Here is a 23,775-nt window from a genome sequence, read left to right on the forward strand (position 1 = left end):
GCAGACAGGTCGCGTTTGAATTCGTGCACGCTCATAGGGTAATGCTCCTATTGGGGTGTTAAGCGTGCGGTGGTCCGCTGGCTGGGATATTCATGACAACACGGGGCTAATGTGGGAGGGGGCTTGCCCCCGATGGTGGTGGTTCAGTTAGAACACCTTTGATTGACCCACCGCTATCGGGGGCAAGCCCCCTCCCACATTGGTTTGGTGTAGGGCAGACAGGTCGCGTTTGAATTCGTGCACGCTCATAGGGTAATGCTCCTATTGGGGTGTTAAGCGTGCGGTGGTCCGCTGGCTGGGATATTCATGACAACACGGGGCTAATGTGGGAGGGGGCTTGCTCCCGATGGCGGTGGTTCAGTTAGAACACCTTTGATTGACCCACCGCTATCGGGGGCAAGCCCCCTCCCTCATTGGTGTTGTGCAGGGCAGACAGGTCGCGGTAACTGGCGCCTGGGTGGTTCGCGCCCAACCGTGCGCCGTCACCAAACAGCTTCTCGCGCAACGTGCCCTGGGCGTATTCGGTCTTGTACACGCCACGCTTCTGCAACTCCGGCACCAGCAGCTCCACGGCGTCGATGAAGGTTTCATGGGTCAATGCGTAGGCCAGGTTGAAGCCGTCCACATCGGTGTCTTCAACCCATTCCTGCAACAAGTCGGCGACGGTTTCCGGGCCGCCGACAAACAGCGGGCCAAAGCCGCCGATGCCCACCCAGTCAGCCAGTTCATGCGGGGTCCAGACCTTGTTCGGGTCCGCCGTGGAGAAGGCTTCCACCGCCGACTGAATCGCGTTGGTGTGCACGTGCTTGAGCGGTTCATCCGGCTTGAACTGGCTGAAGTCGATGCCGGTCCAGCCGGAGATCAGCGCCATCGCGCCTTCGTAGCTCACATAGGATTTGTAGTCGTCGAACTTGGCTTTGGCCTTCGCATCGGTTTCGCCAACGATCACAGTCTGCAAGTTGAAGATCAGGATTTTCCGGGGATCACGCCCGGCCTCGGCGGCACGCCGACGGATGTCGGCGACGGTCTTTTTCAGCAGCACTTTGGACGGTGCGGCGACGAACACACACTCGGCCTGTTCGGCGGCGAACTGCTTGCCACGGCTTGAAGCACCGGCCTGGTAGAGCACCGGCGTGCGTTGCGGCGACGGCTCGCAGAGGTGAATGCCGGGCACCTGGAAGTGTTTGCCGACATGGCGGATCTCGTGGATCTTGCTCGGGTCGCTGAACACCCGACGCTCGCGATCACGCAGCACGGCGCCCTCCTCCCAGCTGCCTTCCCAGAGCTTGTAGCAAACCTGCAGGTATTCCTCGGCGTAGTCGTAACGCGCGTCGTGTTCGGTCTGGGCTTTCTGGCCGAGGTTCTTCGCGCCGCTTTCCAGGTAGGAGGTGACGATATTCCAGCCGACGCGGCCCTTGGTCAGGTGGTCGAGGGTCGAAAGCCGGCGCGCAAACGGGTACGGATGCTCGAACGACAACGACGCCGTGAGGCCAAAGCCCAGGTGCTCGGTGACCAACGCCATGGGCGCGATCAGCGACAGCGGATCGTTGACCGGCACTTGGGTGGCCTGGCGAATCGCCGCGTCGCCGTTGCCGTTGTACACGTCATAGATGCCCAGTACGTCGGCGATAAACAGGCCGTCGAACTTGCCGCGCTCAAGGATTTTCGCCAGGTCGGTCCAGTACTCCAGGTCCTTGTACTGCCACGAGCGATCACGCGGGTGCGCCCACAGGCCAGGCGATTGGTGGCCGACGCAGTTCATGTCGAAGGCATTCAAGCGGATTTCACGGGACATCAAAACACTCCGTTGAGGTGGTAGTTGCCGACAACCTGGTATTTCCAGCGCAACGGGTCGTCCAGGGACGGCGCCAGCGCGGTGCGTTGGCCGGTGAGTTCGAACTCGGTGTTGCTGGCAAAGAGCAAGGCTTCGGCGGCAGCGATCTGCGCTTCGGTGATCGCGACCGGGCTTGGATGGGTGTCGGCGCGCTCCAGCAATGCGGCGGCGACATCGACGCGAATCTGCCAATCGCCGAAGCGGCTGATCACATAGGGGTCATCGCTTTTGGCGACATGGCGCCGGGTGCTTTCGAGCAATTGGCGGGCTTGATTCAGGGCAGTCATGGTCAAGTCTCCTCAGTTCCAGGCGTGGCGCGCAGGCTTCACGCCGTTGAGCACAAAGTTGCCGATCAGGTGGTATTTCCAGCGGGCCGGGTCGTGCAGGGTGTGGGTGCGCGCGTTGCGCCAGAAGCGGTCGAGGTTGTGCTTGCCGGTGACCGAGCGGGTGCCGGCCAGCTCAAAAAGCTTGCTGCTGGCGAGCAAGGCGGTTTCCGCCGACAGCACCTTGGCCTGGGCGACAACCAACGAGGCGTGGGCGACGGTGTCTTCATTCGGCTCGGCCAGCGCGCGGTCCACTGCGAGGCCGGCCTTGGCGAGGATCGCTTGGGTGCCGTGCACGCGCCACTGCAGGTCGCCGATGGCGGCGATGGTGAACGGGTCTTGCCAGCCGTGATCCTGCTGGCTATCGATCCACGGGCGCGCCTGGCGGGCGTGGATCTTCGCCTGCTCGAGGGCGCCGAGGGCGATGCCGGTGTCGACTGCGGCCTGGATAATCTGCGAAATCGGGCCGTTGGCGGTGGGTTGGTCAAACGCCTGGTGGGCGGGGATCACGGCCGACAGCGGCACGCTCACACCGTCGAGGGTCACCCCGCCGCTGGCGGTGGTGCGCTGGCCGAAGCCGTCCCAGCTGTCGATTACGCTGAGACCCGGCGCGTCGCGCTCAACAAAGGCAATAAACGCCTCGCCGTGTTCGTTGTTACCGACCGTGGGCACCAGGTGGGCAAACAGCGCGCCGGTGCAGTAGAACTTCTCGCCGTTGATTTGCGCAGTGTCGCCGTGGAAGCGGATCTGGGTGTCGAAGGTACCGGCGTTTTTGCTTTTGGCTTCGGAGAAGGCATTACCGAAACGGTAGCCGGCCAACACTTTGCCGAAATAGTGCCGCTTTTGTTCCTCGCTGGCGGTTTGCAGCAGGATGTCCACCACGCCGAGGTGGTTCTGTGGGATCTGCCCCAGCGAAGGGTCGGCGGCGGAGATCAACTTGATCACCTCGGCCACCGTCACATAGGACACCTCGGCGCCGCCATAGGCCTTGGGCACGGTGATGCCCCACAGGCCACTGGCGGAAAACTCGTCAAGCTCGGCGACCGGCAGGCGGCGCTCGCGGTCGCGCACGCTGGCATCGACCGCAAAGCGTGCGGCCAGGCGCGTGGCGACCTCGATGGCTTCCGCGTCCGAGCGGATGATATGGGCAGGGTGTTGAGGGTGGGCTGACATGGGCCGACTCCAGGCTCCGAGGGGATACCGGAGTGATTGCAGGAGTCGTGCCTGATTTTAATCGCTAATAAAATCAGGACTTTGCTGCTGATTTAACGGGTTTGACCGCAACTTAAACCAGCAAAGTGTGCATCCACTGTTGCCTGGCAGACACTTAGATGACCACGTTGCGCACAAAGCGCACCGCCACCTCGCCGTCGTTGCGGTAGGCGTGGGCCTGGCCACTGGCGAACATATAGAACTCACCGGCGGCGACGGGTTTTTCTTCATCCCCCACGCGCAGCGTGAGGCAGCCTTCGAACACAAACAGCTGCACGCTCCAGCCGTCCGGGTCGGGGTCCGGGCTGTAGCGATCGCCCGGCTCCAGGCGCATTTCCCACAACTCGACTTCACGCCGTGCGGTGGCCTTGGCCAGCAACACGGCCTTGCTCCCGGCAATATCACCGGCCCAGGCCAACTCGTTGATGCGGCTGTGATCGGGCGCGTCCGGGGCCTGGATCAGGTCACTGAAGGCCACCTCCAGCGCTTCGGCCACGCGGTCGAGGGTGGACAGGCTGACGTTCTTCTCGCCTGCCTCGATGGCCACCAGCATGCGCCGGCTGACCCCGGATTTCTCCGATAGCGCGGTCTGGCTCAAGTCGGCAGCATGCCGCAGACGACGGACATTCTGGCTGACGTGCTGCAGGACCGAGGCCCGTTGTGGATTTTCTTTGTGCACTATATTGCTCAATGAGTAGGTGTGCGCAGTATACTGCCCAGCGTGCGGCGCATTGTGCGGTCCGTACCCTTCCCTTGCAAGACCGAGCCGCCATGACCACCCCGAACGCTTCCTCCCGTTTCAACCGTTTCAGCAAAGCCGAATGCATTCTGGTGGTGATCACCATGATCTGGGGCGGCACGTTTTTGCTGGTGCAGCACGCGATGACCGTCAGCGGGCCGATGTTTTTCGTCGGCCTGCGCTTTGCTGCCGCGGCCATCGTGGTCGGCTTCTTCTCAGTGCGCACGCTGCGGGACCTGACCCTGTTCGAGCTGAAGGCCGGGGTGTTTATCGGCGTGGCGATCATGTTTGGCTACGGCTTGCAGACCATCGGCCTGCAAACCATCCTCAGCAGCCAGTCGGCGTTTATCACCGCGCTTTACGTGCCGTTCGTGCCATTGCTGCAATGGTTGGTGCTGGGCCGTCGCCCGGGGTTGATGCCGAGCATCGGCATCATGCTCGCGTTTGCCGGGTTGATGCTGCTGACCGGGCCCGCCGGCGCTTCGCTGAATTTCAGCCCCGGTGAAATCGCCACCTTGATCGGCGCTGTGGCGATTGCCGCCGAAATCATCCTGATCAGCGCGTTTGCCGGCCAAGTGGATGTGCGCCGGGTGACCGTGGTGCAACTGGCCACGGCGTCGTTGTTGTCGTTCCTGATGGTGGTGCCGATGGGCGAGGCGCTGCCGGGCTTTTCATGGTTGCTGCTGTTCAGCGCGGTGGGCCTGGGCTTGACCAGCGCGGTCATCCAGGTGGCCATGAACTGGGCGCAGCAGAGTGTTTCGCCGACGCGCGCCACATTGATTTATGCCGGTGAGCCGGTGTGGGCGGGCGTGGTGGGGCGAATTGCGGGGGAACGCTTCCCGCCGATTGCGATGCTGGGGGCCGCGTTGATTGTGGCGGCGGTGATTGTCAGCGAGATGAAGACCAAGGGGCAGAAGGCGCTGGCGTTGGAAGCAGAACTGGAGCAAGAGCGACAGGGCTAACCCCCGACGCGGTCAAATGTGGGAGCGGGCTTGCTCGCGAATGCAGGCTGACATTCAACATCGGTGTCGGCTGACCCACTGCTTTCGCGAGCAAGCCCGCTCCCACACGTGGAAAGTGGCGCCTGGAAACAATGCTAAATCAGCCGTTTCGTCCTACCTTGTAGGATCCTGCCACATCTTGCCGTTTGGTGATCGAGAAAGCGGCACGTATGATGCATCCCAAACTCCCGCAGATTAGAAGCCTATGTCCCTGATAGTTCTACTGCTTCTGCCATTCATTGGCAGCTGTCTGGCGGCCCTGCTGCCGCATAACGCACGTAACACCGAATCCCTGCTGGCCGGCCTTGTGGCCCTGGTCGGCACTCTTCAAGTCGCCCTGCTGTACCCCCAGATCGCCCACGGTGGCGTGATCCGCGAAGAATTCATGTGGTTGCCCAGCCTCGGGCTGAACTTCGTGTTGCGTATGGACGGGTTTGCCTGGCTGTTCTCGATGCTGGTGCTGGGCATCGGCACGCTGGTGTCGCTGTACGCGCGTTATTACATGTCGCCGGACGACCCGGTGCCGCGCTTCTTCGCGTTTTTCCTGGCCTTCATGGGCGCCATGCTCGGCCTGGTGATCTCCGGCAACCTGATACAGATCGTGTTCTTCTGGGAGCTGACCAGCCTGTTCTCGTTCCTGCTGATCGGCTACTGGCACCACCGCGCCGACGCACGTCGCGGCGCCTATATGGCGCTGATGGTCACCGGCGCCGGCGGCTTGTGCCTGCTGGCGGGCGTGATGCTGTTGGGGCATATCGTCGGCAGCTATGACCTGGACCTGGTACTGGCGGCGGGCGATCAGATTCGTGCGCATTCGCTGTACCCGGTCATGCTGGCCCTGGTGCTGATCGGCGCCTTGAGCAAAAGCGCACAGTTCCCCTTCCACTTCTGGCTGCCTCACGCCATGGCGGCACCGACCCCGGTTTCAGCCTATCTGCACTCGGCAACGATGGTGAAGGCCGGCGTGTTCCTGCTGGCCCGCTTGTGGCCGTCGCTGTCCGGCAGCGAAGAATGGTTCTGGATCGTCGGCGGTGCCGGCGCCCTGACCCTCCTCCTCGGCGCTTACTGCGCCATGTTCCAGAACGATCTCAAGGGCCTGCTGGCCTACTCCACCATCAGCCACTTGGGGCTGATCACACTGCTGTTGGGCCTCAACAGCCCGCTGGCCGCCGTCGCAGCGGTGTTCCACATTCTCAACCACGCCACGTTCAAGGCCTCGCTGTTCATGGCGGCGGGCATCATCGACCACGAAAGCGGCACGCGGGATATCCGCAAGCTCAGCGGGTTGGTGCGCCTTATCCCGTTTACCGCGACGCTGGCGATGGTGGCCAGTGCGTCGATGGCGGGCGTGCCGTTGCTCAATGGCTTCCTGTCCAAAGAGATGTTCTTCGCCGAAACCGTGTTTATCTCGTCGACCCAATGGGTGGAGATCGCCCTGCCGCTGATCGCGACCATTGCAGGCACCTTCAGCGTGGCGTATGCACTGCGCTTTACCGTGGATGTGTTCTTCGGCCCACCCGCCACCAACCTGCCGCACACGCCTCACGAACCGCCGCGCTGGATGCGCGCCCCGGTGGAGTTGTTGGTGTTCACCTGCCTGCTGGTGGGTATCTTCCCGGCCCAGGTGGTCGGCTCGATCCTCGCCGCCGCCGCCCTGCCGGTGGTAGGCGGCGTGCTGCCGGAGTACAGCCTGGCGATCTGGCACGGCTGGAACGCGCCGATGATCATGAGCCTGGTGGCCATGTCCGGCGGTGTGGTGCTCTACCTGTTGCTGCGCAAGCAGCTCAAGCGCGGCCGCTTCAAGTACCCGCCGGTTATCAGCTACTTCAATGGCAAACGCGGTTTCGAGCGCAGCCTGGTAGTGATGATGCGCGGCGTGCGCAAGATCGAGAAACGCATCAGCACCAAACGCCTGCAGACCCAGCTGTTCCTGCTGGTGCTGGCGGCGGTGATCGCGGGCATGATCCCGATGCTCAACAGCGGCCTCAGTTGGGGCGACCGCCCGAAAATCCCCGGTTCCATCGTGTTCGTCACCCTGTGGCTGCTGGCGATTGCCTGCGCACTCGGCGCCGCCTGGCAGGCCAAGTACCACCGGCTGGCGGCCCTGACCATGGTCAGCGTGTGCGGTCTGATGACCTGCGTGACCTTTGTGTGGTTCTCGGCGCCGGACCTGGCGCTGACGCAACTGGTCGTAGAAGTCGTCACCACGGTGCTGATTTTGCTCGGCCTGCGCTGGCTGCCACGGCGGATCGAAGAGGTGTCGCCACTGCCGAGTTCGCTGCGCAAGGCGCGCATCCGCCGCCTGCGTGACTTCCTGCTGTCCACCGTGGTGGGCGGCGGCATGGCGCTGCTGTCCTACGCGATGCTGACCCGCCAGACGCCCAACGATATCTCCTCGTTCTACCTCAGCCGCGCCCTGCCCGAAGGCGGCGGCAGCAATGTGGTGAACGTGATGCTGGTGGACTTCCGTGGCTTCGATACCCTGGGTGAAATCACCGTACTCGGCGCGGTGGCGCTGACGGTGTACGCCCTGCTGCGGCGCTTCCGCCCGTCCAAAGAAAGCATGCAACTGCCCGCACAACAACGCCAGTTGGCACCGGACGTGGCCACCGATCTGGTCAACCCACGCCAAGCCAGCGACACCGCCCTGGGCTTCATGATGGTGCCGGCGGTGCTGGTGCGCCTGTTGCTGCCGATTGCGCTGGTGGTGTCGTTCTACCTGTTCATGCGCGGCCACAATCAGCCGGGCGGCGGGTTTGTCGCCGGGCTGGTGATGTCGGTGGCGTTTATCCTGCAGTACATGGTCGCGGGTACGCAGTGGGTCGAGGCACAGATGAGCCTGCGGCCGATGCGCTGGATGGGCTTCGGGTTGTTCTCGGCGACGCTGACCGGGCTCGGCGCCTTGTTTGCCGGGTACCCGTTCCTCACCACCCACACCTGGCATTTGAGCCTGCCGCTGTTGGGCGACATTCACATCGCCAGCGCCTTGTTCTTCGACGTCGGCGTGTACGCCATGGTCGTCGGCTCGACGCTGCTGATGCTCACCGCCCTCGGTCACCAATCCGTGCGCGCGCACAAACCGAGCAACCAGGCCAAAGTGGTTGCCGCAACGGAAGGAGCCGCCTGATGGAAGAAGTCATTGCAATTGCCATTGGGGTCCTGGCGGCCTCCGGCGTCTGGTTGATCCTGCGGCCACGGACGTTCCAGGTGGTGATGGGCCTGTGCCTGCTGTCGTATGGGGTCAACCTGTTCATTTTCAGCATGGGCAGCCTGTTTATCGGCAAGGAGCCGATCATCAAGGACGGCGTGCCGCAAGACCTGCTCAACTACACCGACCCGCTCCCCCAGGCCCTGGTGCTGACGGCCATCGTGATCAGCTTCGCGATGACCGCCCTGTTTCTGGTGGTGCTGCTGGCGTCACGGGGCCTGACCGGCACCGACCATGTTGACGGCCGGGAGCCCAAGGAATGAATTGGGTGAATCAACTGATCGTCGCGCCGATCCTGCTGCCGTTGCTCACCGCCGCATTGATGCTGATGCTCGGGGAAAAACGCCGCCCGCTGAAGGCCAAGATCAATCTGTTTTCCAGCGCCATCGGCCTGGGCATCGCGATCCTGCTGCTGTACTGGACGCAAAAAGGCGGCCCCGGCTCGATTGGGGTGTACCTGCCGGGCAACTGGCAGGTGCCGTTCGGCATCGTGCTGGTGGTCGACCAGCTTTCGGCACTGATGCTGGTGCTGACCGGGATCATCGGCGTCAGTGCGCTGCTGTTCGCCATGGCCCGTTGGGACCGCGCCGGCACCAGCTTCCACGCGCTGTTCCAGGTGCAGATGATGGGCTTGTACGGCGCGTTCCTGACCGCCGACCTGTTCAACCTGTTCGTATTCTTCGAGGTGCTGCTGGCCGCCTCCTACGGCCTGATGCTGCACGGCTCGGGCCGTGCGCGGGTGTCCTCGGGGCTGCATTACATTGCGATCAACCTGCTGGCGTCGTCGCTGTTCCTGATCGGCGCCGCGATGATCTACGGCGTCACCGGCACGCTGAACTTCGCCGACCTGGCGCTGAAAATCCCGCTGGTGCCAGAGGCCGATCGCGGCCTGCTGCACGCCGGTGCAGCGATCCTCGCCACCGCATTCCTGGCCAAGGCCGGCATGTGGCCGCTGAACTTCTGGCTGGCGCCCGCCTACTCCTCGGCCAGTGCGCCGGTGGCGGCGATGTTTGCGATCATGACCAAGGTCGGCGTGTACACCGTATTGCGCCTGTGGACCCTGCTGTTCTCCGGCCAGGCCGGTGCCTCGGCACTGTTTGGCGGCGACTGGCTGGTGTATGGCGGCATGGCGACCATCATCTGCGCGGCGCTGGCGATGGTGGCGGCGCAACGCCTGGAACGTATGGCGAGCTTGAGCATTCTGGTGTCGGCCGGGATCTTGCTGTCGGCGGTGGGGTTTGCCCAACCGAGCCTGACCGCCGGGGCGCTGTTCTATCTGGTCAGCTCTACCCTGGCATTGAGTGCGCTGTTCCTGCTGGCCGAGCTGATCGAGCGTTCGCGCTCGGCCAACGACCTGCCGCTGGATGAGGAAATCGACGCACTGCCCAAAGCCATGGAGTCCCTGCACCCACGTCCGGGGGTGAACCTGGATGACGAGCAAAAAGCCGTGGTCGGCCAGGTGATCCCCTGGACCATGGCGTTCCTGGGCTTGAGCTTTGTCGCCTGTGCGCTGCTGATTATCGGGATGCCGCCGCTGTCCGGGTTTATCGGCAAGCTCAGCCTGTTGAGCGCGCTGGTCAACCCGCTGGGCTTGGGCAACGCTGTCGATGAACCGATCCGCCCGGCCGCCTGGGGCCTGGTGGCGCTGCTGATCCTGTCCGGGCTGGCCTCGCTGATCGCCTTCGCCCGCCTCGGCATCCAGCGTTTCTGGACCCCGGAAGAACGCCCATCGCCGTTGTTGCGGCGCTATGAGTGTGTACCGATCTTCTTCCTGCTGGGCCTGAGTATCGCCCTGACCTTCAAGGCCGAGCCGTTGATGCGTTACACCCTGGCCACCGCCAAGAGCCTGAACAACCCCGAAAGCTACGTGATGGCGGTGATGGCCACGCGCCCGGTGCCCAGCCCTGAAGCCAAGGTGACCGCGCAGGAGGTGCAACCATGAAGCGCGTGTTCCCTGCCCCGTGGTTGTCCCTCGCGTTGTGGATGTTGTGGCTGGTGCTGAACCTGTCAGTGAGCCCGGGCAACCTGTTGCTTGGCGCGCTGCTGGGCTTTCTCGCGCCGCTGTTGATGGCGCCGTTGCGCCCCTTGCCGATCCGCATCCGTCGCCCCGGCGTGATCATCCGCCTGTTTTTCCTGGTGGGCCGCGATGTGATCGTCTCCAACCTGCAAGTGGCTTGGGGCGTGCTGACCTGCGGCTCGCGCCCGCCGCGTTCGTGCTTTATCAAAATCCCCCTGGACCTGCGCGACGCCAACGGTCTGGCCGCACTGTCGATGATCACCACCGTGGTGCCCGGCACCATCTGGTCGGAACTGGCGCTGGACCGCAGCATCCTGTTGTTGCACGTGTTCGACCTGGAAGATGAGGCGGCGTTTATCGAGCACTTCAAAACCGCCTACGAGCGGCCCCTGATGGAGATCTTCGAATGAGCGCCCTGCTCTCCAATGCGATCCTGTTCAGCCTGTTCCTGTTTTCCCTGGCCATGGTGCTGACGCTGGTCCGCCTGTTCAAAGGCCCGTCAGCCCAGGACCGGGTCCTGGCGCTGGACTACCTGTACATCCTGGCGATGCTGATGATGCTGGTACTCGGCATTCGTTATGCCAGTGACACCTACTTTGAAGCGGCGCTGCTGATTGCGCTGTTCGGCTTCGTCGGCTCGTTTGCCCTGGCGAAATTCCTGCTGCGTGGGGAGGTGATTGAATGATGCCGTTATGGATGGAAATCGTCGTCGCGGTGCTGCTGGTGTTGAGCAGCGTGTTTGCCTTGATTGGCGCGATCGGCTTGCTGCGCATGAAGGACTTCTTCCAGCGCATGCACCCGCCAGCACTCGCCTCGACGCTGGGCGCGTGGTGCGTGGCACTGGCGTCGATCATCTATTTTTCGGTGCTCAAGTCCGGCCCGGTACTGCACGGGTGGTTGATTCCGATTTTGCTGTCGATCACCGTGCCGGTGACCACCTTGCTGCTGGCGCGCACGGCGTTGTTCCGCAAGCGCATGGCCGGTGATGACGTACCGGCTGAGGTCAGCAGCCGCCGCTGAGCCCTTGAGAGGCTTCGATAAAAACGGTGGGGCTTGCCTGCGATGATGCTGGCCGTCCTCCCGTGAGCCTACCCAGGGCAGTTGTGGCGGGAATGGCCGATAAACGCTGAAACCGCTTCGCCACTGCCCACGCCACTCGCTTCGCCTGTTTGCACGCTTTCGCGCACGAGCAGGTGAAAAGCCCTATCGAACCGCCAGATACGCCTTGCATTCCTTTCCCACTCTCTTCTGCAGAGTTGTCGATGCAGCGCCCTGCGTAGCGCCGGTCAATCACTCACGGGTGCTGACGGCATTTTTTGCAGTCTGCTGAAAAATGCTACGCAGCAACTTCTCCTTGCGCCAGGTAGCCCATCGATGAAAGCCCATTCAGTCCAATACAGCATAGTGCTCAACCCCCCGTCATTTGAGCCCCCGTCCTCTGCACCGATGCAACAAGAACCGACCGTGGCCTCAAGGTCCGAGCCGTTCTCTGCACAGCGCCGCAACCCGCCCTACAGCCGTCTGGCTAACCCCCTACCCCCTGCGCACGTGCCCGGCACAGTGGCCTTGCAGGCCTATAAGCAGCTGTCGAAGGATCTGGCAAAAGACTATCCAGACGTTTACACAGAAGCAAAACGATGGGCCGATGGCGAACTCAAGAAGCTCACTGGCCAGGAGGTCGACTCCAGCAGCATCTATTTGAATCGATTCAAGAGCGGCCAGTCGGGGCCAGACACCCATACACAAACCGGCTGGGATCATCTCGACGAAGAGCCCTATCGTTCGCAAACCGTCGCCCAAGCGCTGTTGAGCAACTTCGGCGAACATGACTGGAACCCCGGAGAACTCGACTCAAGGGCCGGCCTGTACACCCAAGGCGCAGGTCTGGGTACTAAAGGCGGTTATGGCGCCCACAATGAATTCCCGCTGGCACCGTCGAAGCTGATGCATTCGGCCTGGAAAACCGACTTCCAGGGGGCCTTCACCCAAAAAATGGAGGCTTTCTGGCAGAAACATGGAAAGGACTACCGCACCGTTGCGAAAGGCCAATTTATCGCCCTGGCGCGCCAGCAACTCATCACCTGCGAAAACGCAACGCCCACCCAGCGACAGGGGATGCCTGAAGAGCAGCGCTTGACCCGCGATGACTATCGAATCCTCATGAAAGCGGTCTCCAACATTCCCGTCGACGAAAAAGCGCCCCTGTCGCTGGCCCAGCTGGAGACCCAGACGCCCGCTAAAGGACAGGTTCGCGCGCATGCCCTGGACATCAATGGCTGGGGCGCGAGCGACATCATTCGGTTCACGGCCCAGGACGATGGCCAATACCTTTTTAGCAATGGCCGCCGCGATGGCATCCAGATCCTCTATATACCCGGCGCATCACCGGCGTTCCTGCGCTTTTCATCGCTGGAAAGAATGGACGACTGGATCGTTGAGCAGTCCAGGGATCCGGAAAAGCGTAAAGCCCTGGCCTCGCATTTTTCCCTGTATAACCGGCAAGATGGCGGCGCGTTCGGCAAATATGGCGTCGAATCCGCGCTCGAGCATTTGGGTAACGGAGGCTGGGACAACGAGGAAGGCATCACCATTGATCGCGCCAATATCAGCATCCACGGCGATGTCTTTACCTATATTCGCGACCAGACCCGGCAGCGCATGAGCAGCGACGCCGATATCGCAATCAAATCCAACAGCGAAGTCACGCGCGATACCTGGTTGAATGATATTTCTGCCGGCGTGCGAATTGCCGCCGGGCTCGCGCCGCTCGGCGCACCTGCTGCAATAGCGACAGGTATAGGTGCCGTCGCTCAAGCCACGCTCGGAACGCAAAAAGCCCTCGAGGGCGACAATCGCGCAGAGCGCAGTGACGGCAGCTCAGAAGCCTTTGAGGGTGTTCTCACGACCCTGTTCTCTGCGGCGGCCGGTGCCGGCGCAGAGGTCGAGGATTCATTTGCTCCACCAGAACTGGAACCTCTCAGCAACGAAATTTCCCCCGTCCTGTCGGCAGGTCCGAACATTCGCCTGGAACGGTCGGGCGCAAAAACAATCAACTTCAATGGAAAAAAATATTTCGTAGCTCGCGTGCCGGACGCCGGTGATGGGCAACACTTTGTCTTGAGAATACCCGACCCTGAGGACCCCACCCAACTGGTCAGCAGCGGCAAAATCGCCCGCCCGGACGAGAGCGGTGTATGGCGCTTGAGGGGCGTCAAAGGCGGCAACCCCCAAGTGGAGGAGGTAGCAGACGTCACATTGGGAGACCCCGTCGGGTTCGGCTCTCGAGCAATCGTTTACACCGACGCGAGTGATCCCGCCTACGTAATCAAAGCGAGCTATCCACTGCCAGCGGCGCAACGAGTTCCCGCCATGAAGTTGGAGGTGAAGCTATTCAACCAGTACTACGGATCAGACGCTGCGACGTTCCTGGGTAACAATACCGATAACACCATTTCCTATATACGCATGCCCAACATTCCAGGGGCAACCTTGGAGGACCTGCTGCAATCCCCCGCTCCCCTGCCATCAGGGTTGAACGACAGTCTTTTGAAAATGTTGGCCAAACTGGAGAAGAGCGGCATTGCACATAACGATCTGGAAAGTCGCAACATTCACTACGACGCGGCCACCAACACCGCTTATCCGGTTGACTTTGGCTCAGCAAAATACGTGGGTACCGACCCGATACGATCAAATGATCGCTACAACATTTTTGATCTGCGGCACGAAATCAGCGGGGCACGGGAAACGCTGGAGGCTATGGCCGCAAAACTCGAACAGTTGAAGGCGTAGCAGGCACATAACATTGAATCCATAACCCGAGCAAAAAAAAAAACGCCCCGAACCAGTCGGGGCGTTTTTCATTCAGCGTTTACCGATCAAGCCTGATCAGCCAACCGCCACGTCGTCCCACCCTTCCCGTCTTCCAACACCACACCCATCGCGGTCAGTTGGTCACGGATACGGTCAGATTCCGCCCAGTCCTTGTTGGTACGCGCTGCCAGACGCGCCTGAATCAGCGCATCCACTTGCGCCGCATCCACACGCCCTTCGGCGCCGGCTTGCAGGAAGTCATCGGCTTCCATCTGCAATACACCCAGCACGCTGGCCAGTTCTTTCAAGCGTGCCGCGAGGCCTGCCGCCGCGTCGAGATCGCTCTCACGCAGGCGGTTGATCTCGCGCACCATCTCGAACAGCACCGCGCACGCTTCCGGTGTACCAAAGTCGTCGTTCATCACTTCGGTAAAGCGTGCCACGAACGCTTCACCGCCAGCAGGCGCCACGGCCGGCAGGCCTTTCAACGCGTGGTAGAAACGCTCCAGGGCGCCCTTGGCGTCCTTGAGGTTGTCTTCCGAGTAGTTGATTGCGCTGCGGTAATGGCTGGACACCAGCAGGTAACGCACGACTTCCGGGTGATACTTTGCCAGCACGTCGCGGATGGTGAAGAAGTTGTTCAAGGACTTGGACATCTTCTCGCCATTGATGCGGATCATGCCGCAGTGCATCCAGGCGTTGGCGTAGGTCTTGCCGGTGGCGGCTTCGCTCTGGGCGATTTCGTTTTCGTGGTGCGGGAACTCGAGGTCGCTGCCGCCGCCATGAATGTCGAAGGTGTCGCCCAGGCAGCAGGTGGACATCACCGAGCATTCGATGTGCCAGCCCGGGCGCCCGGCGCCCCAGGGCGACTCCCAGCTCGGCTCGCCCGGCTTGGTGCCTTTCCACAGCACGAAGTCGAGCGGGTCCTGCTTGGCTTCGTCGACTTCGATACGCGCGCCGATGCGCAGGTCTTCGATTTTCTTGCGCGACAGCTTGCCGTAGCCCATGAACTTGGCGACGCGGTAGTACACGTCGCCATTGCCCGGGGCGTAGGCGTAACCCTTGTCGATCAGGGTCTGGATCATTGCGTGCATGCCAGGGATGTGGTCCGTGGCACGCGGCTCCATGTCCGGCTTGAGGATGTTGAGGCGGGCCTCATCCTCGTGCATCGCGGCGATCATGCGCTCGGTCAGCGCGTCGAACGACTCGCCGTTTTCGTTGGCGCGGTTGATGATCTTGTCGTCGATGTCGGTGATGTTGCGCACATAGGTCAAGTCATAGCCGCTGAAACGCAACCAGCGGGTCACCAGGTCGAAGGCAACCATGCTGCGGCCGTGGCCGATGTGGCAGTAGTCGTACACGGTCATGCCGCACACGTACATGCGCACCTTGTTGCCATCCAGCGGCTTGAAGACTTCTTTGGTCTTGCTGAGTGTGTTGTAGATCGTTAGCACAACGGCTTCCTTAGAGAATCACTGGCCCCACGAATCACGCAAGGTCACGGTACGGTTGAATACCGGATGACCAGGTTTGGAGTCCTTGATATCCGCGCAGAAGTAACCTTCGCGCTCGAACTGGAAACGGTCTTCCGGCTGTGCGTCGCCAAGCGATGGCTCGGCACGACAACCAGTGAGTACTTGCAGGGAGTCAGGGTTGATGTTGTCGAGGAAACTGGCGCTGTCTTCAGCCTTCTCTGGGTTCGGCGAGCGGAACAGACGATCGTACAGGCGCACTTCGCACTCGATGCTGGCCGCGGCCGGCACCCAGTGGATCACGCCTTTGACCTTGCGGCCTTCAGGGTTCTTGCCGAGGGTCTCCGGGTCGTAGGAGCAACGCAGTTCGACGATATTGCCATCGGCGTCCTTGATCGCTTCGTCGGCACGGATCACGTAGCTGCCGCGCAGGCGTACTTCGCCGTTCGGTTCCAGACGCTTGTAGCCTTTTGGCGGCTCTTCCATGAAGTCATCACGGTCGATGTAGATTTCACGCGCGAACGGCAGCTTGCGCACGCCGAGTGCTTCGTTCTGCGGATGACGCGGCAGCTCGAGGTTGTCGACCTTGTCTTCCGGATAGTTGGTAATCACGACCTTCAGCGGGCGCAACACGCACATGGCGCGCGGGGCGTTGGCGTCGAGGTCCTGGCGGATGCTGAACTCGAGCATGCCGAAATCGACCACGCCGTCGGAACGGTTGGTGCCGACCATGTCGCAGAAGTTACGGATCGACGCCGGGGTGTAGCCGCGACGGCGGAAGCCCGACAGGGTGGACATGCGCGGGTCATCCCAGCCCTGCACGTGCTTTTCATCGACCAGTTGCTTGAGTTTGCGCTTGCTGGTGATGGTGTAGTTCAGGTTCAGGCGGCTGAACTCGTACTGACGCGGGTGCGCCGGTACCGGCAGGCTGTCGAGGAACCATTCGTACAGCGGGCGATGGCTTTCGAACTCCAGGGTGCAAATGGAGTGAGTGATGCCTTCGATGGCGTCCGACTGACCATGGGTGAAGTCGTAATTCGGGTAGATGCACCACTTGTCACCGGTCTGGTGGTGATGGGCGTGGCGGATGCGGTACATGATCGGGTCGCGCAGGTTCATGTTCGGCGAGGCCATGTCGATCTTGGCGCGCAGCACGCGGGCGCCGTCCGGGAACTCACCGGCGCGCATGCGGGCGAACCAGTCGAGGTTCTCTTCGACCGAACGGTCGCGGAACGGGCTGTTCTTGCCCGGCTCGGTCAGCGTGCCACGGTATTCCTTGGCCTGTTCCGGGCTCAGGTCATCAACGTAGGCCTTGCCGGCCTTGATCAGCTCGACCGCCCAGTCGAACAACTGGTCGAAATACTTGGAGGCATAGCGCACTTCACCGGACCATTCAAAGCCCAGCCACTTGATGTCGCTTTCGATGGCGTCGATGTATTCCTGGTCTTCCTTGGCCGGGTTGGTGTCGTCGAAACGCAGGTGCGTGACGCCACCGAACTCCTGGGCCAGGCCGAAGTTCACACAGATCGACTTGGCGTGACCGATGTGCAGGTAGCCGTTGGGCTCTGGCGGGAAGCGGGTGACGATCTGCGTGTGCTTGCCCGAATCCAGGTCCGCCTGGATGATCGGGCGCAGGAAATTGACCGGGACGGCAGGTCCGGCCTTGGAATTCGAGGTAGGGTCGACAGTGGGCTTGCTCATAGGATCCTTGAACAGACAGGTTCGTGGCCGGGTGGGGCCAGATAAAACAAAGGGCTCATAATAGCCGAAGCAGTCAAGACACTGACAGGCTACGACCAAAAACTGCTGCTTTAATTACTGCTTTAATGACGAGCGCGGTAAAAAACCACCTCGAAATTCCTGCCGGGCACGCTAAACTGCGCGCCCTGGCCGCCGTTTAGCCAGACAGGTAAGGCGCCCCGGGCGTCCAAACCCACGAATTCCCTGAAAAGAGTAGTGAACATGACTCAAGTCAAACTGACCACCAACCACGGTGACATCGTCATCGAGCTGAACGCCGAGAAAGCGCCGATCACCGTCGCCAACTTCATCGAGTACGTGAACGCCGGCCACTACGAAAACACCGTTTTCCACCGTGTCATCGGCAACTTCATGGTCCAGGGCGGCGGTTTCGAGCCTGGCATGAAAGAAAAGAAAGACAAGCGCCCAAGCATCCAGAACGAAGCGGACAACGGCCTTTCCAACGACAAGTACACCGTCGCCATGGCCCGTACCATGGAGCCGCATTCGGCCTCCGCGCAGTTCTTCATCAACGTCGCCGACAACGCCTTCCTGAACCACAGCGGCAAGAACGTGCAGGGTTGGGGCTACGCGGTATTCGGTAAAGTCACCGAAGGCCAGGACGTCGTCGACAAGATCAAAGGCGTGCAGACCACCAGCAAAGCAGGCCACCAGGACGTACCGGCAGAAGACGTTATCGTCGAAAAAGCCGAGATCGTTGGGTGATATTGCTGATTTCAGATTTGCATCTGGAAGAGGAGCGCCCGGACATTACCCGGGCGTTTCTGGATCTGCTCCACGGTCGCGCCCGAGGCGCCCAGGCGTTGTACATTCTGGGGGACTTCTTTGAAGCCTGGATTGGCGACGATGGGATGACGCCCTTCCAGCGCTCCATTGGCGAGGCTCTGCGTGAGCTGAGCGACAGCGGCACCGCGATTTTCATCATGCACGGCAACCGGGATTTCCTGATCGGCAAGGCGTTCTGCAAAGCGGCAGGTGCCACCTTGCTCAAGGACCCGAGTGTCGTGCAGTTGCAGGGCGAGCCCGTGCTATTGATGCACGGCGACAGCCTCTGCACCCGCGACCTTGGCTATATGAAGCTGCGGCGCATCCTGCGTAACCCGATGGTGCTGTTCATCCTGCGGCACCTGCCGTTGCGCACCCGGCACGCGCTGGCGCGCAAGCTGCGCAGTGAAAGCCGCGCGCAAACCCGCATGAAAGCCAACGACATTGTCGATGTGACGCCCGAGGAAGTACCGCGGGTGATGCAGCAATTCGGCGTGCGCACCCTGGTTCACGGCCATACGCACCGCCCGGCGATCCACAAGTTGCAGATCGGCGACCTGGCGGCCAAGCGCATTGTGCTGGGGGATTGGGACAAACAGGGCTGGGCGCTGCAGGTGGATGAGCAAGGGTTTCAGTTGGCGGCGTTTGACTTCGTCAATCCGCAGTTGGCGTTGCCTGGCGCCTAAGACCAGACAACACATATCAACTGTGGGAGGGGGCTTGCTCCCGATAGCAGTTTGTCAGTCACTTAATCGGTAACTGACAGATTGCCATCGGGAGCAAGCCCCCTCCCACAGTTTGATTGCATTTCAGCCTTTGGCTATCAGTGACCTGAGGCCGCAGGCCCCGCTTTCGCGGTAAATGGCGGTTTGGCCAGCCACACCAGCAACATCAGCCCCATGAACATCCACCCCAGCAACGTGAAGTAATCCACGGTGGACATCATGTACGCCTGGCTGGTGAGGATCTGGTCCAGCTGCGTGTAGGCCTTCTGCCCTGCCCCACCCAGCGCCTGCAACGCATCGCGGGTCGCCGAATCGTAGGTGGTCATGTTCTCGCTCATGTACGCATGGTGCTGGTCCGCGCGGCGAATCCAGATCCAGGTGGTCAGCGAGGCGGCAAAGCTGCCGCCCAGGGTCCGCAGGAACGTGGCCAGGCCCGCGCCGTCTGCAATCTGATGCGGCGGCAGGTCGGACATCAGGATGCTCAAGGTCGGCATGAAGAACAGCGCGACACCGATGCCCATGAACAGCTGCACCAGGGCAATGTGGGTGAAGTCCACCTCATTGGTGAAGCCTGCGCGCATAAAGCAGCTCAAGCCAATTGCCAGGAACGCCAGGCCCGCCAGCAGGCGCAGGTCGAACTTGTGCGCGTACTTGCCGACAAACGGCGACATCAGCACCGGCAGGATCCCGATCGGCGCCACGGCCAGCCCAGCCCAGGTGGCGGTGTAGCCCATCTGGGTTTGCAGCCATTGCGGCAGGATCAGGTTGATGCCAAAGAAGCCCGCGTAGCCGAGGATCAACACAATGGTGCCGATCCGAAAGTTGCGGTAGGCGAACAGCCGCAGGTTGACCACCGGGTGTTTGTCGGTCATTTCCCAGATGATGAACACCGCCAGTGCAATCACCGAAATCGCCGCCCCGATGATGATGAAGTTGGATTCGAACCAGTCCAGGTCATTGCCCTTGTCGAGGATGATCTGCAACGCGCCAACACCGACGATCAGGCTCAGCAGCCCGACGTAGTCCATCGGCTGGTAACTGGTGACCACCGGGCGTTTCTTGAGCTGTGAACGCACCACCATCACCGCAAAGATGCCGATGGGCACGTTGATGAAGAAGATCCACGGCCAGCTGTAGCTGTCGGTGATCCAGCCGCCGAGAATCGGCCCGGCAATCGGCGCCACCACGGTGACCATCGCCAGCAGCGCCAGGGCCATGCCGCGCTTCGCCGGCGGGTAGACCGCGATCAGCAATGTCTGGGTCATCGGGTACAACGGCCCCGCAACCAAGCCTTGCAGCACCCGAAAACCGATCAGCTCGGGCATCGAGGTGGAAATACCGCACAGAAACGACGCCAGCACAAACAGCATGGTCGCCCACAGAAACAGCTTCACCTCGCCAAAGCGGCGGCTCAACCAGCCGGTCAGTGGCAGGGCGATGGCGTTGCTCACCGCAAACGAGGTGATCACCCAGGTGCCCTGCTCCGAACTGACGCCGAGGTTGCCGGAAATGGTCGGCAACGCCACGTTGGCGATGGTGGTGTCGAGCACCTGCATAAAAGTCGCCAGCGACAGGCCAATAGTGGCCATCAACAGGCTGGGTGGCGTGAAGGAGGCGTTATTGCTCATCAGCGTTGCACAGCCTTGGGTGCGGCGATGCTGTTGTCATGGATCAACTGGTTGATCATGGCGTCAGCCTCGGCCAATTGGCGGTCGTAGACGTTGGTGGTGAACGAGGCCTTTTGCGGCGCCTGTTGCGCCAATACCGGGCCGCTCTGGTCGTGCAGGTCCACGTTGACCACGGTGGAAAGGCCCACGCGCAGCGGGTGCTTGGCCAGCTCATCGGCATTGATATGGATGCGCACCGGCACGCGCTGCACGATCTTGATCCAGTTACCGGTGGCGTTCTGCGCCGGCAGCAGGGCAAACGCGCTGCCGGTACCGGCGCCCAGGCTGTCGACGGTGCCGCTGTACTTCACGTCACTGCCGTAGATGTCCGACTCAATGTCCACCGGCTGACCAATGCGCATATCGCGCAGTTGGGTTTCCTTGAAGTTGGCGTCGATCCACAGCTGGTTCAACGGGATCACCGCCATCAGCGCGGTCCCTGGCTGGACACGCTGGCCCAGCTGCACGGTGCGCTTGGCCACATAGCCGGTGACCGGTGCGATCAAGGTGCTGCGCGCATTGGTCAGGTAGGCCTGGCGCAGCTGTGCGGCGGCGGCCTGCACATCCGGGTGGGAGCTGATCACGGTGTCGTCGACCAGCGCATTGCTGGTTTTGAGTTGCTGCTCAAGGTTGGTCAGGGCGTTCTTTGCCGCTGTCAGGCTGTCACGGGCATGGGACAGCTCCTCCTGGGAAATCGCCCCGCCGGCCGCCAGGGTTTTACGCCGGTTGAAGTTGTCCTGGGCGGTTTGTACGTCGGCTTTCTGCGCATTGACCTGGGCCTTCATGCCATCGACATTGCTGTACAAACCACGCACCTGGCGCACCGTCCGGGCCAGGTTGGCCTGGGCACTTTGCAGCCCGACGGCGGCGTCGTTCGGGTCGAAGTTGACCAGCACCTGGCCTTCGTGGACCAGGTCGCCATCGTCGGCGCCGATGCTGACCACGGTGCCGGTGACCAGCGGGGTGATTTCCACCACGTTGCCGTTCACGTAGGCGTCGTCGGTGCTTTCATTGAAGCGCCCGTAGAGTTCATACCAGCCCCACACGCCGACCACGCCAAGGATGACAATCAGCGCCAGGCCGATCAGCATCACTTTGCGTTTGCGTGGGTTGTTGTCTTGCTTGGGTTGTTCGTTTGCTTGGGTGTTTTCGGCAGTGGCCATGACAAATACCTCAAATTATTCCGTGCGTGTGGCTGGGGTGGTCGCTGCCACGTTGTCGGCGCTGTAGCCGCCGCCCAGGGCCTGCATCAATTGAATCGACAGATCGATCTGCGCCGCATTCAAGGTCGCCAGCTGGCGCTGGGCCTGCAGCAATTGCTGCTCGATGCTGAGCACATCCAGGTAGTTACCGATCCCGGAGCTGTAGCGCTGCACGCCGGTGTCGTAAGACTGCTGGGCAATGTCCGCGGCATGCTGCTGGGCCTGGATCTGCCGACCGGTTTCGCGCAGTTGTGAAAGGGTGTTGCCGATATCCCCGAGGGCTTGCACCAGGGTCTTGTTGTACTGCGCCACAGCCAGGTCGTAGTCAGCGTCGCGGGCGTCGAGGTCGGCGCGCAAGCGGCCACCGTCGAAAATCGGCAGCGAAATCGTCGGCGCAATATTGAAGAAGCGGCTGGCCGACCCGAACATCGCATCCCCCAGTAACGACTCGGCCCCGGCGCTGGCGCTCAGGTTGAGGTTGGGGTAGAAACGGGTCTTGCTGGCGACGATATCTTTACTCGCGGCCTCGACTCTCCAGCGCGCGGCGATCAGGTCCGGGCGGCGGCCCACCAGCTCGGCGGGCAACACCGAAGGCACCGCGACGGCGGCCGGTTTCAGCACGTTGGGACGCGCCAGTTCATTGCCGCGGTCCGGGCCTTTGCCGAGCAATACCGCCAGGGCGATCTTGGCGCTCTGCAGTTGCTTTTCGGCGTCGATGAGCTGCGATTGGGCGCTGGCCTCCAGGCTTTCGGTCTGCTGGAACTGGTAGTGGCTGTCGATGCCCGAGTTCAGGCGACGCTGGCTCAGGTCGAGCATTTGCCGGGTGCGCTTGAGGTCATCATTGGCCAGGTCACGCACGATATGCGCCTGGCCCAAATCGCTGTAGGCCTTGGCCACGTCGGCGGCAAGGGTCAGGCGCGCGGCCTGCTGGTCGACCTCGGCGGCACGGGCCTGGCCCAACGCCGCTTCCCAGGCGGCGCGCTGGCCACCCCAGAGGTCGAAGTTGTAATTGAAGCTGGCGCCGATATTGCGCACGGTCGAGTACGCATCGCCCTGCCCCAGCGGGTCCTGATCCCTGGCCAGGCGGGAACGGGTCACACCGGCGCTGGCGTCCAGGGTCGGCATGCGCGCGGCATTCGCCGCATAGGCCGCCGCTTGCGCCTGATGGGCACGGGCGCTGGCAACTTGCATGTCGGGGCTGTTTTGCAGGGCCTCATGGATCAGGCCGTCGAGCTGGGGGTCGCCAAGGCTTTTCCACCAGTCGGCGGCAGGCCAGGCCGCGCTCGACAGGGTCACACCGCTCAACGACTTGCCGGTTTGCAGGGTGTTGGCGTCAAGGCGCTGGCCCTGGGTGTCGAGGCCACTGAAGTTGGCGCAACCGGCCATGCTCATGGCAATCAGCACCAGGCTGAGGGCACGTATGTTCATGCTTTACCTACCCGCTGCAGGGTGATGGGATCACCGGCAGCAATCAGAATTTTCTTGAGGATTTTTTCCAGGGTTTCCAGCTCACCGGGCTCCAGCGCGCCAGCCAGCTGGTTCAGCGCTTGCGCGCCGATGTACGGCAGCATGTCCGCCAGGCGCTGGCCTTCCGGCGTGAGCACAAGCTGCACTTGTCGACGGTCCTGCTCGGAGCGTTTGCGGTCCAGCAGGCCCTTCTGCTCCAGGCGGTCGAGCATCCGCGTCATCGAGCCGCTGTCCAGGGACAGGTTGCGGCACAGCTCCGCCGGGGTGTCGACGCCAAATTGCGCCATGATGATCAACACCTTGAACTGCGCGGCGGTGACGCCGTGGGGCTCCATATGGGTGTCGATAATCTTGTCTTTGAGGATTGCTGCGCGGCCCAACAACAGCCCGAGATGGCAGTTGTGGAAGTTCTCAGGGGTGAAGTGCTTCATCGAAAGTCACCTTATTACTGCCTAGGCAGTGAATGTATGACGAGATGTTACTGCTTAGGCAGCGAATGTCAAATGGAATAATTAGCTTGCTTGGTAGTTTCACGACAGGTGGGGGGGAATGCAGACAAAAAGTGGGAG

At 61.8% G+C, this 23,775-nt stretch carries 20 protein-coding genes; 10 read left to right on the forward strand and 10 right to left on the reverse strand.

Annotation, left to right across the window (positions count from 1 at the left end; genetic code table 11):
• Positions 1 to 361: 361 nt before the first annotated feature.
• The 4 genes from GIW02_RS20730 to GIW02_RS20745 form a co-directional block, all read right to left on the reverse strand.
• The gene (locus GIW02_RS20730) at positions 362 to 1,795 is read right to left on the reverse strand and encodes an LLM class flavin-dependent oxidoreductase (protein ID WP_236417927.1); all 1,434 of its coding nucleotides are present in this window, start codon (positions 1,793 to 1,795) and stop codon (positions 362 to 364) included.
• Complete coding sequence (locus tag GIW02_RS20735; RefSeq protein ID WP_236417925.1) at positions 1,795 to 2,121, reverse strand: acyl-CoA dehydrogenase; 327 nt, start codon at positions 2,119 to 2,121, stop codon at positions 1,795 to 1,797. Before GIW02_RS20735 ends, GIW02_RS20730 begins: the two co-directional genes overlap by 1 nt.
• 12 nt (positions 2,122 to 2,133) lie before the next feature.
• Positions 2,134 to 3,330, reverse strand: coding sequence for an SfnB family sulfur acquisition oxidoreductase (locus GIW02_RS20740; protein WP_236417923.1), 1,197 nt, complete (start codon positions 3,328 to 3,330; stop codon positions 2,134 to 2,136).
• A 154-nt stretch (positions 3,331 to 3,484) separates the two neighbouring features.
• Positions 3,485 to 4,048, reverse strand: a complete 564-nt coding sequence (locus GIW02_RS20745) for an XRE family transcriptional regulator (RefSeq protein WP_236417920.1) — start codon at positions 4,046 to 4,048, stop codon at positions 3,485 to 3,487.
• 92 nt (positions 4,049 to 4,140) lie between these two features.
• Here GIW02_RS20745 and GIW02_RS20750 point away from each other — a divergent pair, with 92 nt between their 5' ends.
• The 8 genes from GIW02_RS20750 (at position 4,141) to GIW02_RS20785 (ending at position 14,126) form a co-directional block, all read left to right on the forward strand.
• Positions 4,141 to 5,070 carry a DMT family transporter gene (locus tag GIW02_RS20750; protein WP_236417918.1) on the forward strand — a complete coding sequence of 310 codons (930 nt, stop codon included), beginning with the start codon at positions 4,141 to 4,143 and terminating at the stop codon, positions 5,068 to 5,070.
• Between the two features lie 244 nt (positions 5,071 to 5,314).
• Complete coding sequence (locus tag GIW02_RS20755; RefSeq protein ID WP_236422028.1) at positions 5,315 to 8,236, forward strand: monovalent cation/H+ antiporter subunit A; 2,922 nt, start codon at positions 5,315 to 5,317, stop codon at positions 8,234 to 8,236.
• Positions 8,236 to 8,580: a Na+/H+ antiporter subunit C gene (locus GIW02_RS20760; protein WP_003192163.1), complete on the forward strand. Its 345-nt coding sequence runs from the start codon at positions 8,236 to 8,238 to the stop codon at positions 8,578 to 8,580. The genes GIW02_RS20755 and GIW02_RS20760 overlap by 1 nt, the downstream gene beginning before the upstream one ends.
• Positions 8,577 to 10,259 (forward strand): monovalent cation/H+ antiporter subunit D, encoded by a 1,683-nt coding sequence (locus GIW02_RS20765; RefSeq protein ID WP_236417909.1) that lies wholly within the window; start codon positions 8,577 to 8,579, stop codon positions 10,257 to 10,259. The genes GIW02_RS20760 and GIW02_RS20765 overlap by 4 nt, the downstream gene beginning before the upstream one ends.
• Positions 10,256 to 10,744, forward strand: a complete 489-nt coding sequence (locus GIW02_RS20770; protein WP_236417907.1) for a Na+/H+ antiporter subunit E — start codon at positions 10,256 to 10,258, stop codon at positions 10,742 to 10,744. Before GIW02_RS20765 ends, GIW02_RS20770 begins: the two co-directional genes overlap by 4 nt.
• Positions 10,741 to 11,019: a K+/H+ antiporter subunit F gene (locus GIW02_RS20775; protein ID WP_003211751.1), complete on the forward strand. Its 279-nt coding sequence runs from the start codon at positions 10,741 to 10,743 to the stop codon at positions 11,017 to 11,019. Before GIW02_RS20770 ends, GIW02_RS20775 begins: the two co-directional genes overlap by 4 nt.
• Positions 11,016 to 11,354, forward strand: coding sequence for a Na+/H+ antiporter subunit G (locus GIW02_RS20780; RefSeq protein ID WP_028616866.1), 339 nt, complete (start codon positions 11,016 to 11,018; stop codon positions 11,352 to 11,354). The genes GIW02_RS20775 and GIW02_RS20780 overlap by 4 nt, the downstream gene beginning before the upstream one ends.
• 354 nt (positions 11,355 to 11,708) lie before the next feature.
• A complete protein-coding gene (locus GIW02_RS20785) occupies positions 11,709 to 14,126 on the forward strand; it encodes a dermonecrotic toxin domain-containing protein (protein ID WP_236422029.1) in 2,418 nt (805 codons plus the stop codon).
• Between the two features lie 86 nt (positions 14,127 to 14,212).
• Here GIW02_RS20785 and cysS read toward each other — a convergent pair whose 3' ends face one another.
• Positions 14,213 to 15,601, reverse strand: a complete 1,389-nt coding sequence (cysS, locus tag GIW02_RS20790) for a cysteine--tRNA ligase (RefSeq protein ID WP_236422030.1) — start codon at positions 15,599 to 15,601, stop codon at positions 14,213 to 14,215.
• Positions 15,602 to 15,619: 18 nt separating this feature from the next.
• A complete protein-coding gene (locus tag GIW02_RS20795; protein ID WP_236418748.1) occupies positions 15,620 to 17,320 on the reverse strand; it encodes a glutamine--tRNA ligase/YqeY domain fusion protein in 1,701 nt (566 codons plus the stop codon).
• A gap of 261 nt (positions 17,321 to 17,581) precedes the next feature.
• On the opposite strand from GIW02_RS20795, the gene GIW02_RS20800 reads away from it, so the two are divergent.
• Together GIW02_RS20800 and lpxH are read left to right on the forward strand one after the other, a co-directional pair.
• On the forward strand, positions 17,582 to 18,085 hold the full coding sequence (locus GIW02_RS20800; RefSeq protein ID WP_236418749.1) for a peptidylprolyl isomerase: 504 nt from the start codon (positions 17,582 to 17,584) through the stop codon (positions 18,083 to 18,085).
• Positions 18,082 to 18,831 carry a UDP-2,3-diacylglucosamine diphosphatase gene (lpxH, locus tag GIW02_RS20805; RefSeq protein WP_236418750.1) on the forward strand — a complete coding sequence of 250 codons (750 nt, stop codon included), beginning with the start codon at positions 18,082 to 18,084 and terminating at the stop codon, positions 18,829 to 18,831. Before GIW02_RS20800 ends, lpxH begins: the two co-directional genes overlap by 4 nt.
• A 137-nt stretch (positions 18,832 to 18,968) precedes the next feature.
• Here the strand turns inward: lpxH and GIW02_RS20810 are convergent, their stop codons facing one another.
• The 4 genes from GIW02_RS20810 to GIW02_RS20825 are packed head-to-tail and all read right to left on the reverse strand — an operon-like array spanning position 18,969 to position 23,637.
• On the reverse strand, positions 18,969 to 20,498 hold the full coding sequence (locus GIW02_RS20810; protein ID WP_236418751.1) for a DHA2 family efflux MFS transporter permease subunit: 1,530 nt from the start codon (positions 20,496 to 20,498) through the stop codon (positions 18,969 to 18,971).
• Positions 20,498 to 21,700 carry an HlyD family secretion protein gene (locus GIW02_RS20815; RefSeq protein ID WP_236418752.1) on the reverse strand — a complete coding sequence of 401 codons (1,203 nt, stop codon included), beginning with the start codon at positions 21,698 to 21,700 and terminating at the stop codon, positions 20,498 to 20,500. Before GIW02_RS20815 ends, GIW02_RS20810 begins: the two co-directional genes overlap by 1 nt.
• Positions 21,701 to 21,715: 15 nt before the next feature.
• Complete coding sequence (locus GIW02_RS20820; protein WP_236418753.1) at positions 21,716 to 23,167, reverse strand: efflux transporter outer membrane subunit; 1,452 nt, start codon at positions 23,165 to 23,167, stop codon at positions 21,716 to 21,718.
• Positions 23,164 to 23,637 (reverse strand): MarR family transcriptional regulator, encoded by a 474-nt coding sequence (locus tag GIW02_RS20825; protein ID WP_236422031.1) that lies wholly within the window; start codon positions 23,635 to 23,637, stop codon positions 23,164 to 23,166. Before GIW02_RS20825 ends, GIW02_RS20820 begins: the two co-directional genes overlap by 4 nt.
• Positions 23,638 to 23,775 lie beyond the last annotated feature (138 nt).

Origin of the sequence: Pseudomonas syringae (genome assembly GCF_021606685.1) — a bacterium.
GTDB lineage: Bacteria > Pseudomonadota > Gammaproteobacteria > Pseudomonadales > Pseudomonadaceae > Aquipseudomonas > Aquipseudomonas syringae_R.

Coding starts and splice junctions, on each gene's coding strand:
- GIW02_RS20730 (WP_236417927.1), bottom strand. CDS start 1,795: ATGTCCCGTGAAATCCGCTTGAATGCCTTCGACATGAACTGCGTCGGC.
- GIW02_RS20735 (WP_236417925.1), bottom strand. CDS start 2,121: ATGACTGCCCTGAATCAAGCCCGCCAATTGCTCGAAAGCACCCGGCGC.
- GIW02_RS20740 (WP_236417923.1), bottom strand. CDS start 3,330: ATGTCAGCCCACCCTCAACACCCTGCCCATATCATCCGCTCGGACGCG.
- GIW02_RS20750 (WP_236417918.1), top strand. CDS start 4,141: ATGACCACCCCGAACGCTTCCTCCCGTTTCAACCGTTTCAGCAAAGCC.
- GIW02_RS20755 (WP_236422028.1), top strand. CDS start 5,315: ATGTCCCTGATAGTTCTACTGCTTCTGCCATTCATTGGCAGCTGTCTG.
- GIW02_RS20760 (WP_003192163.1), top strand. CDS start 8,236: ATGGAAGAAGTCATTGCAATTGCCATTGGGGTCCTGGCGGCCTCCGGC.
- GIW02_RS20765 (WP_236417909.1), top strand. CDS start 8,577: ATGAATTGGGTGAATCAACTGATCGTCGCGCCGATCCTGCTGCCGTTG.
- GIW02_RS20770 (WP_236417907.1), top strand. CDS start 10,256: ATGAAGCGCGTGTTCCCTGCCCCGTGGTTGTCCCTCGCGTTGTGGATG.
- GIW02_RS20775 (WP_003211751.1), top strand. CDS start 10,741: ATGAGCGCCCTGCTCTCCAATGCGATCCTGTTCAGCCTGTTCCTGTTT.
- GIW02_RS20780 (WP_028616866.1), top strand. CDS start 11,016: ATGATGCCGTTATGGATGGAAATCGTCGTCGCGGTGCTGCTGGTGTTG.
- GIW02_RS20785 (WP_236422029.1), top strand. CDS start 11,709: ATGAAAGCCCATTCAGTCCAATACAGCATAGTGCTCAACCCCCCGTCA.
- GIW02_RS20795 (WP_236418748.1), bottom strand. CDS start 17,320: ATGAGCAAGCCCACTGTCGACCCTACCTCGAATTCCAAGGCCGGACCT.
- GIW02_RS20800 (WP_236418749.1), top strand. CDS start 17,582: ATGACTCAAGTCAAACTGACCACCAACCACGGTGACATCGTCATCGAG.
- GIW02_RS20810 (WP_236418751.1), bottom strand. CDS start 20,498: ATGAGCAATAACGCCTCCTTCACGCCACCCAGCCTGTTGATGGCCACT.
- GIW02_RS20815 (WP_236418752.1), bottom strand. CDS start 21,700: ATGGCCACTGCCGAAAACACCCAAGCAAACGAACAACCCAAGCAAGAC.
- GIW02_RS20820 (WP_236418753.1), bottom strand. CDS start 23,167: ATGAACATACGTGCCCTCAGCCTGGTGCTGATTGCCATGAGCATGGCC.
- GIW02_RS20825 (WP_236422031.1), bottom strand. CDS start 23,637: ATGAAGCACTTCACCCCTGAGAACTTCCACAACTGCCATCTCGGGCTG.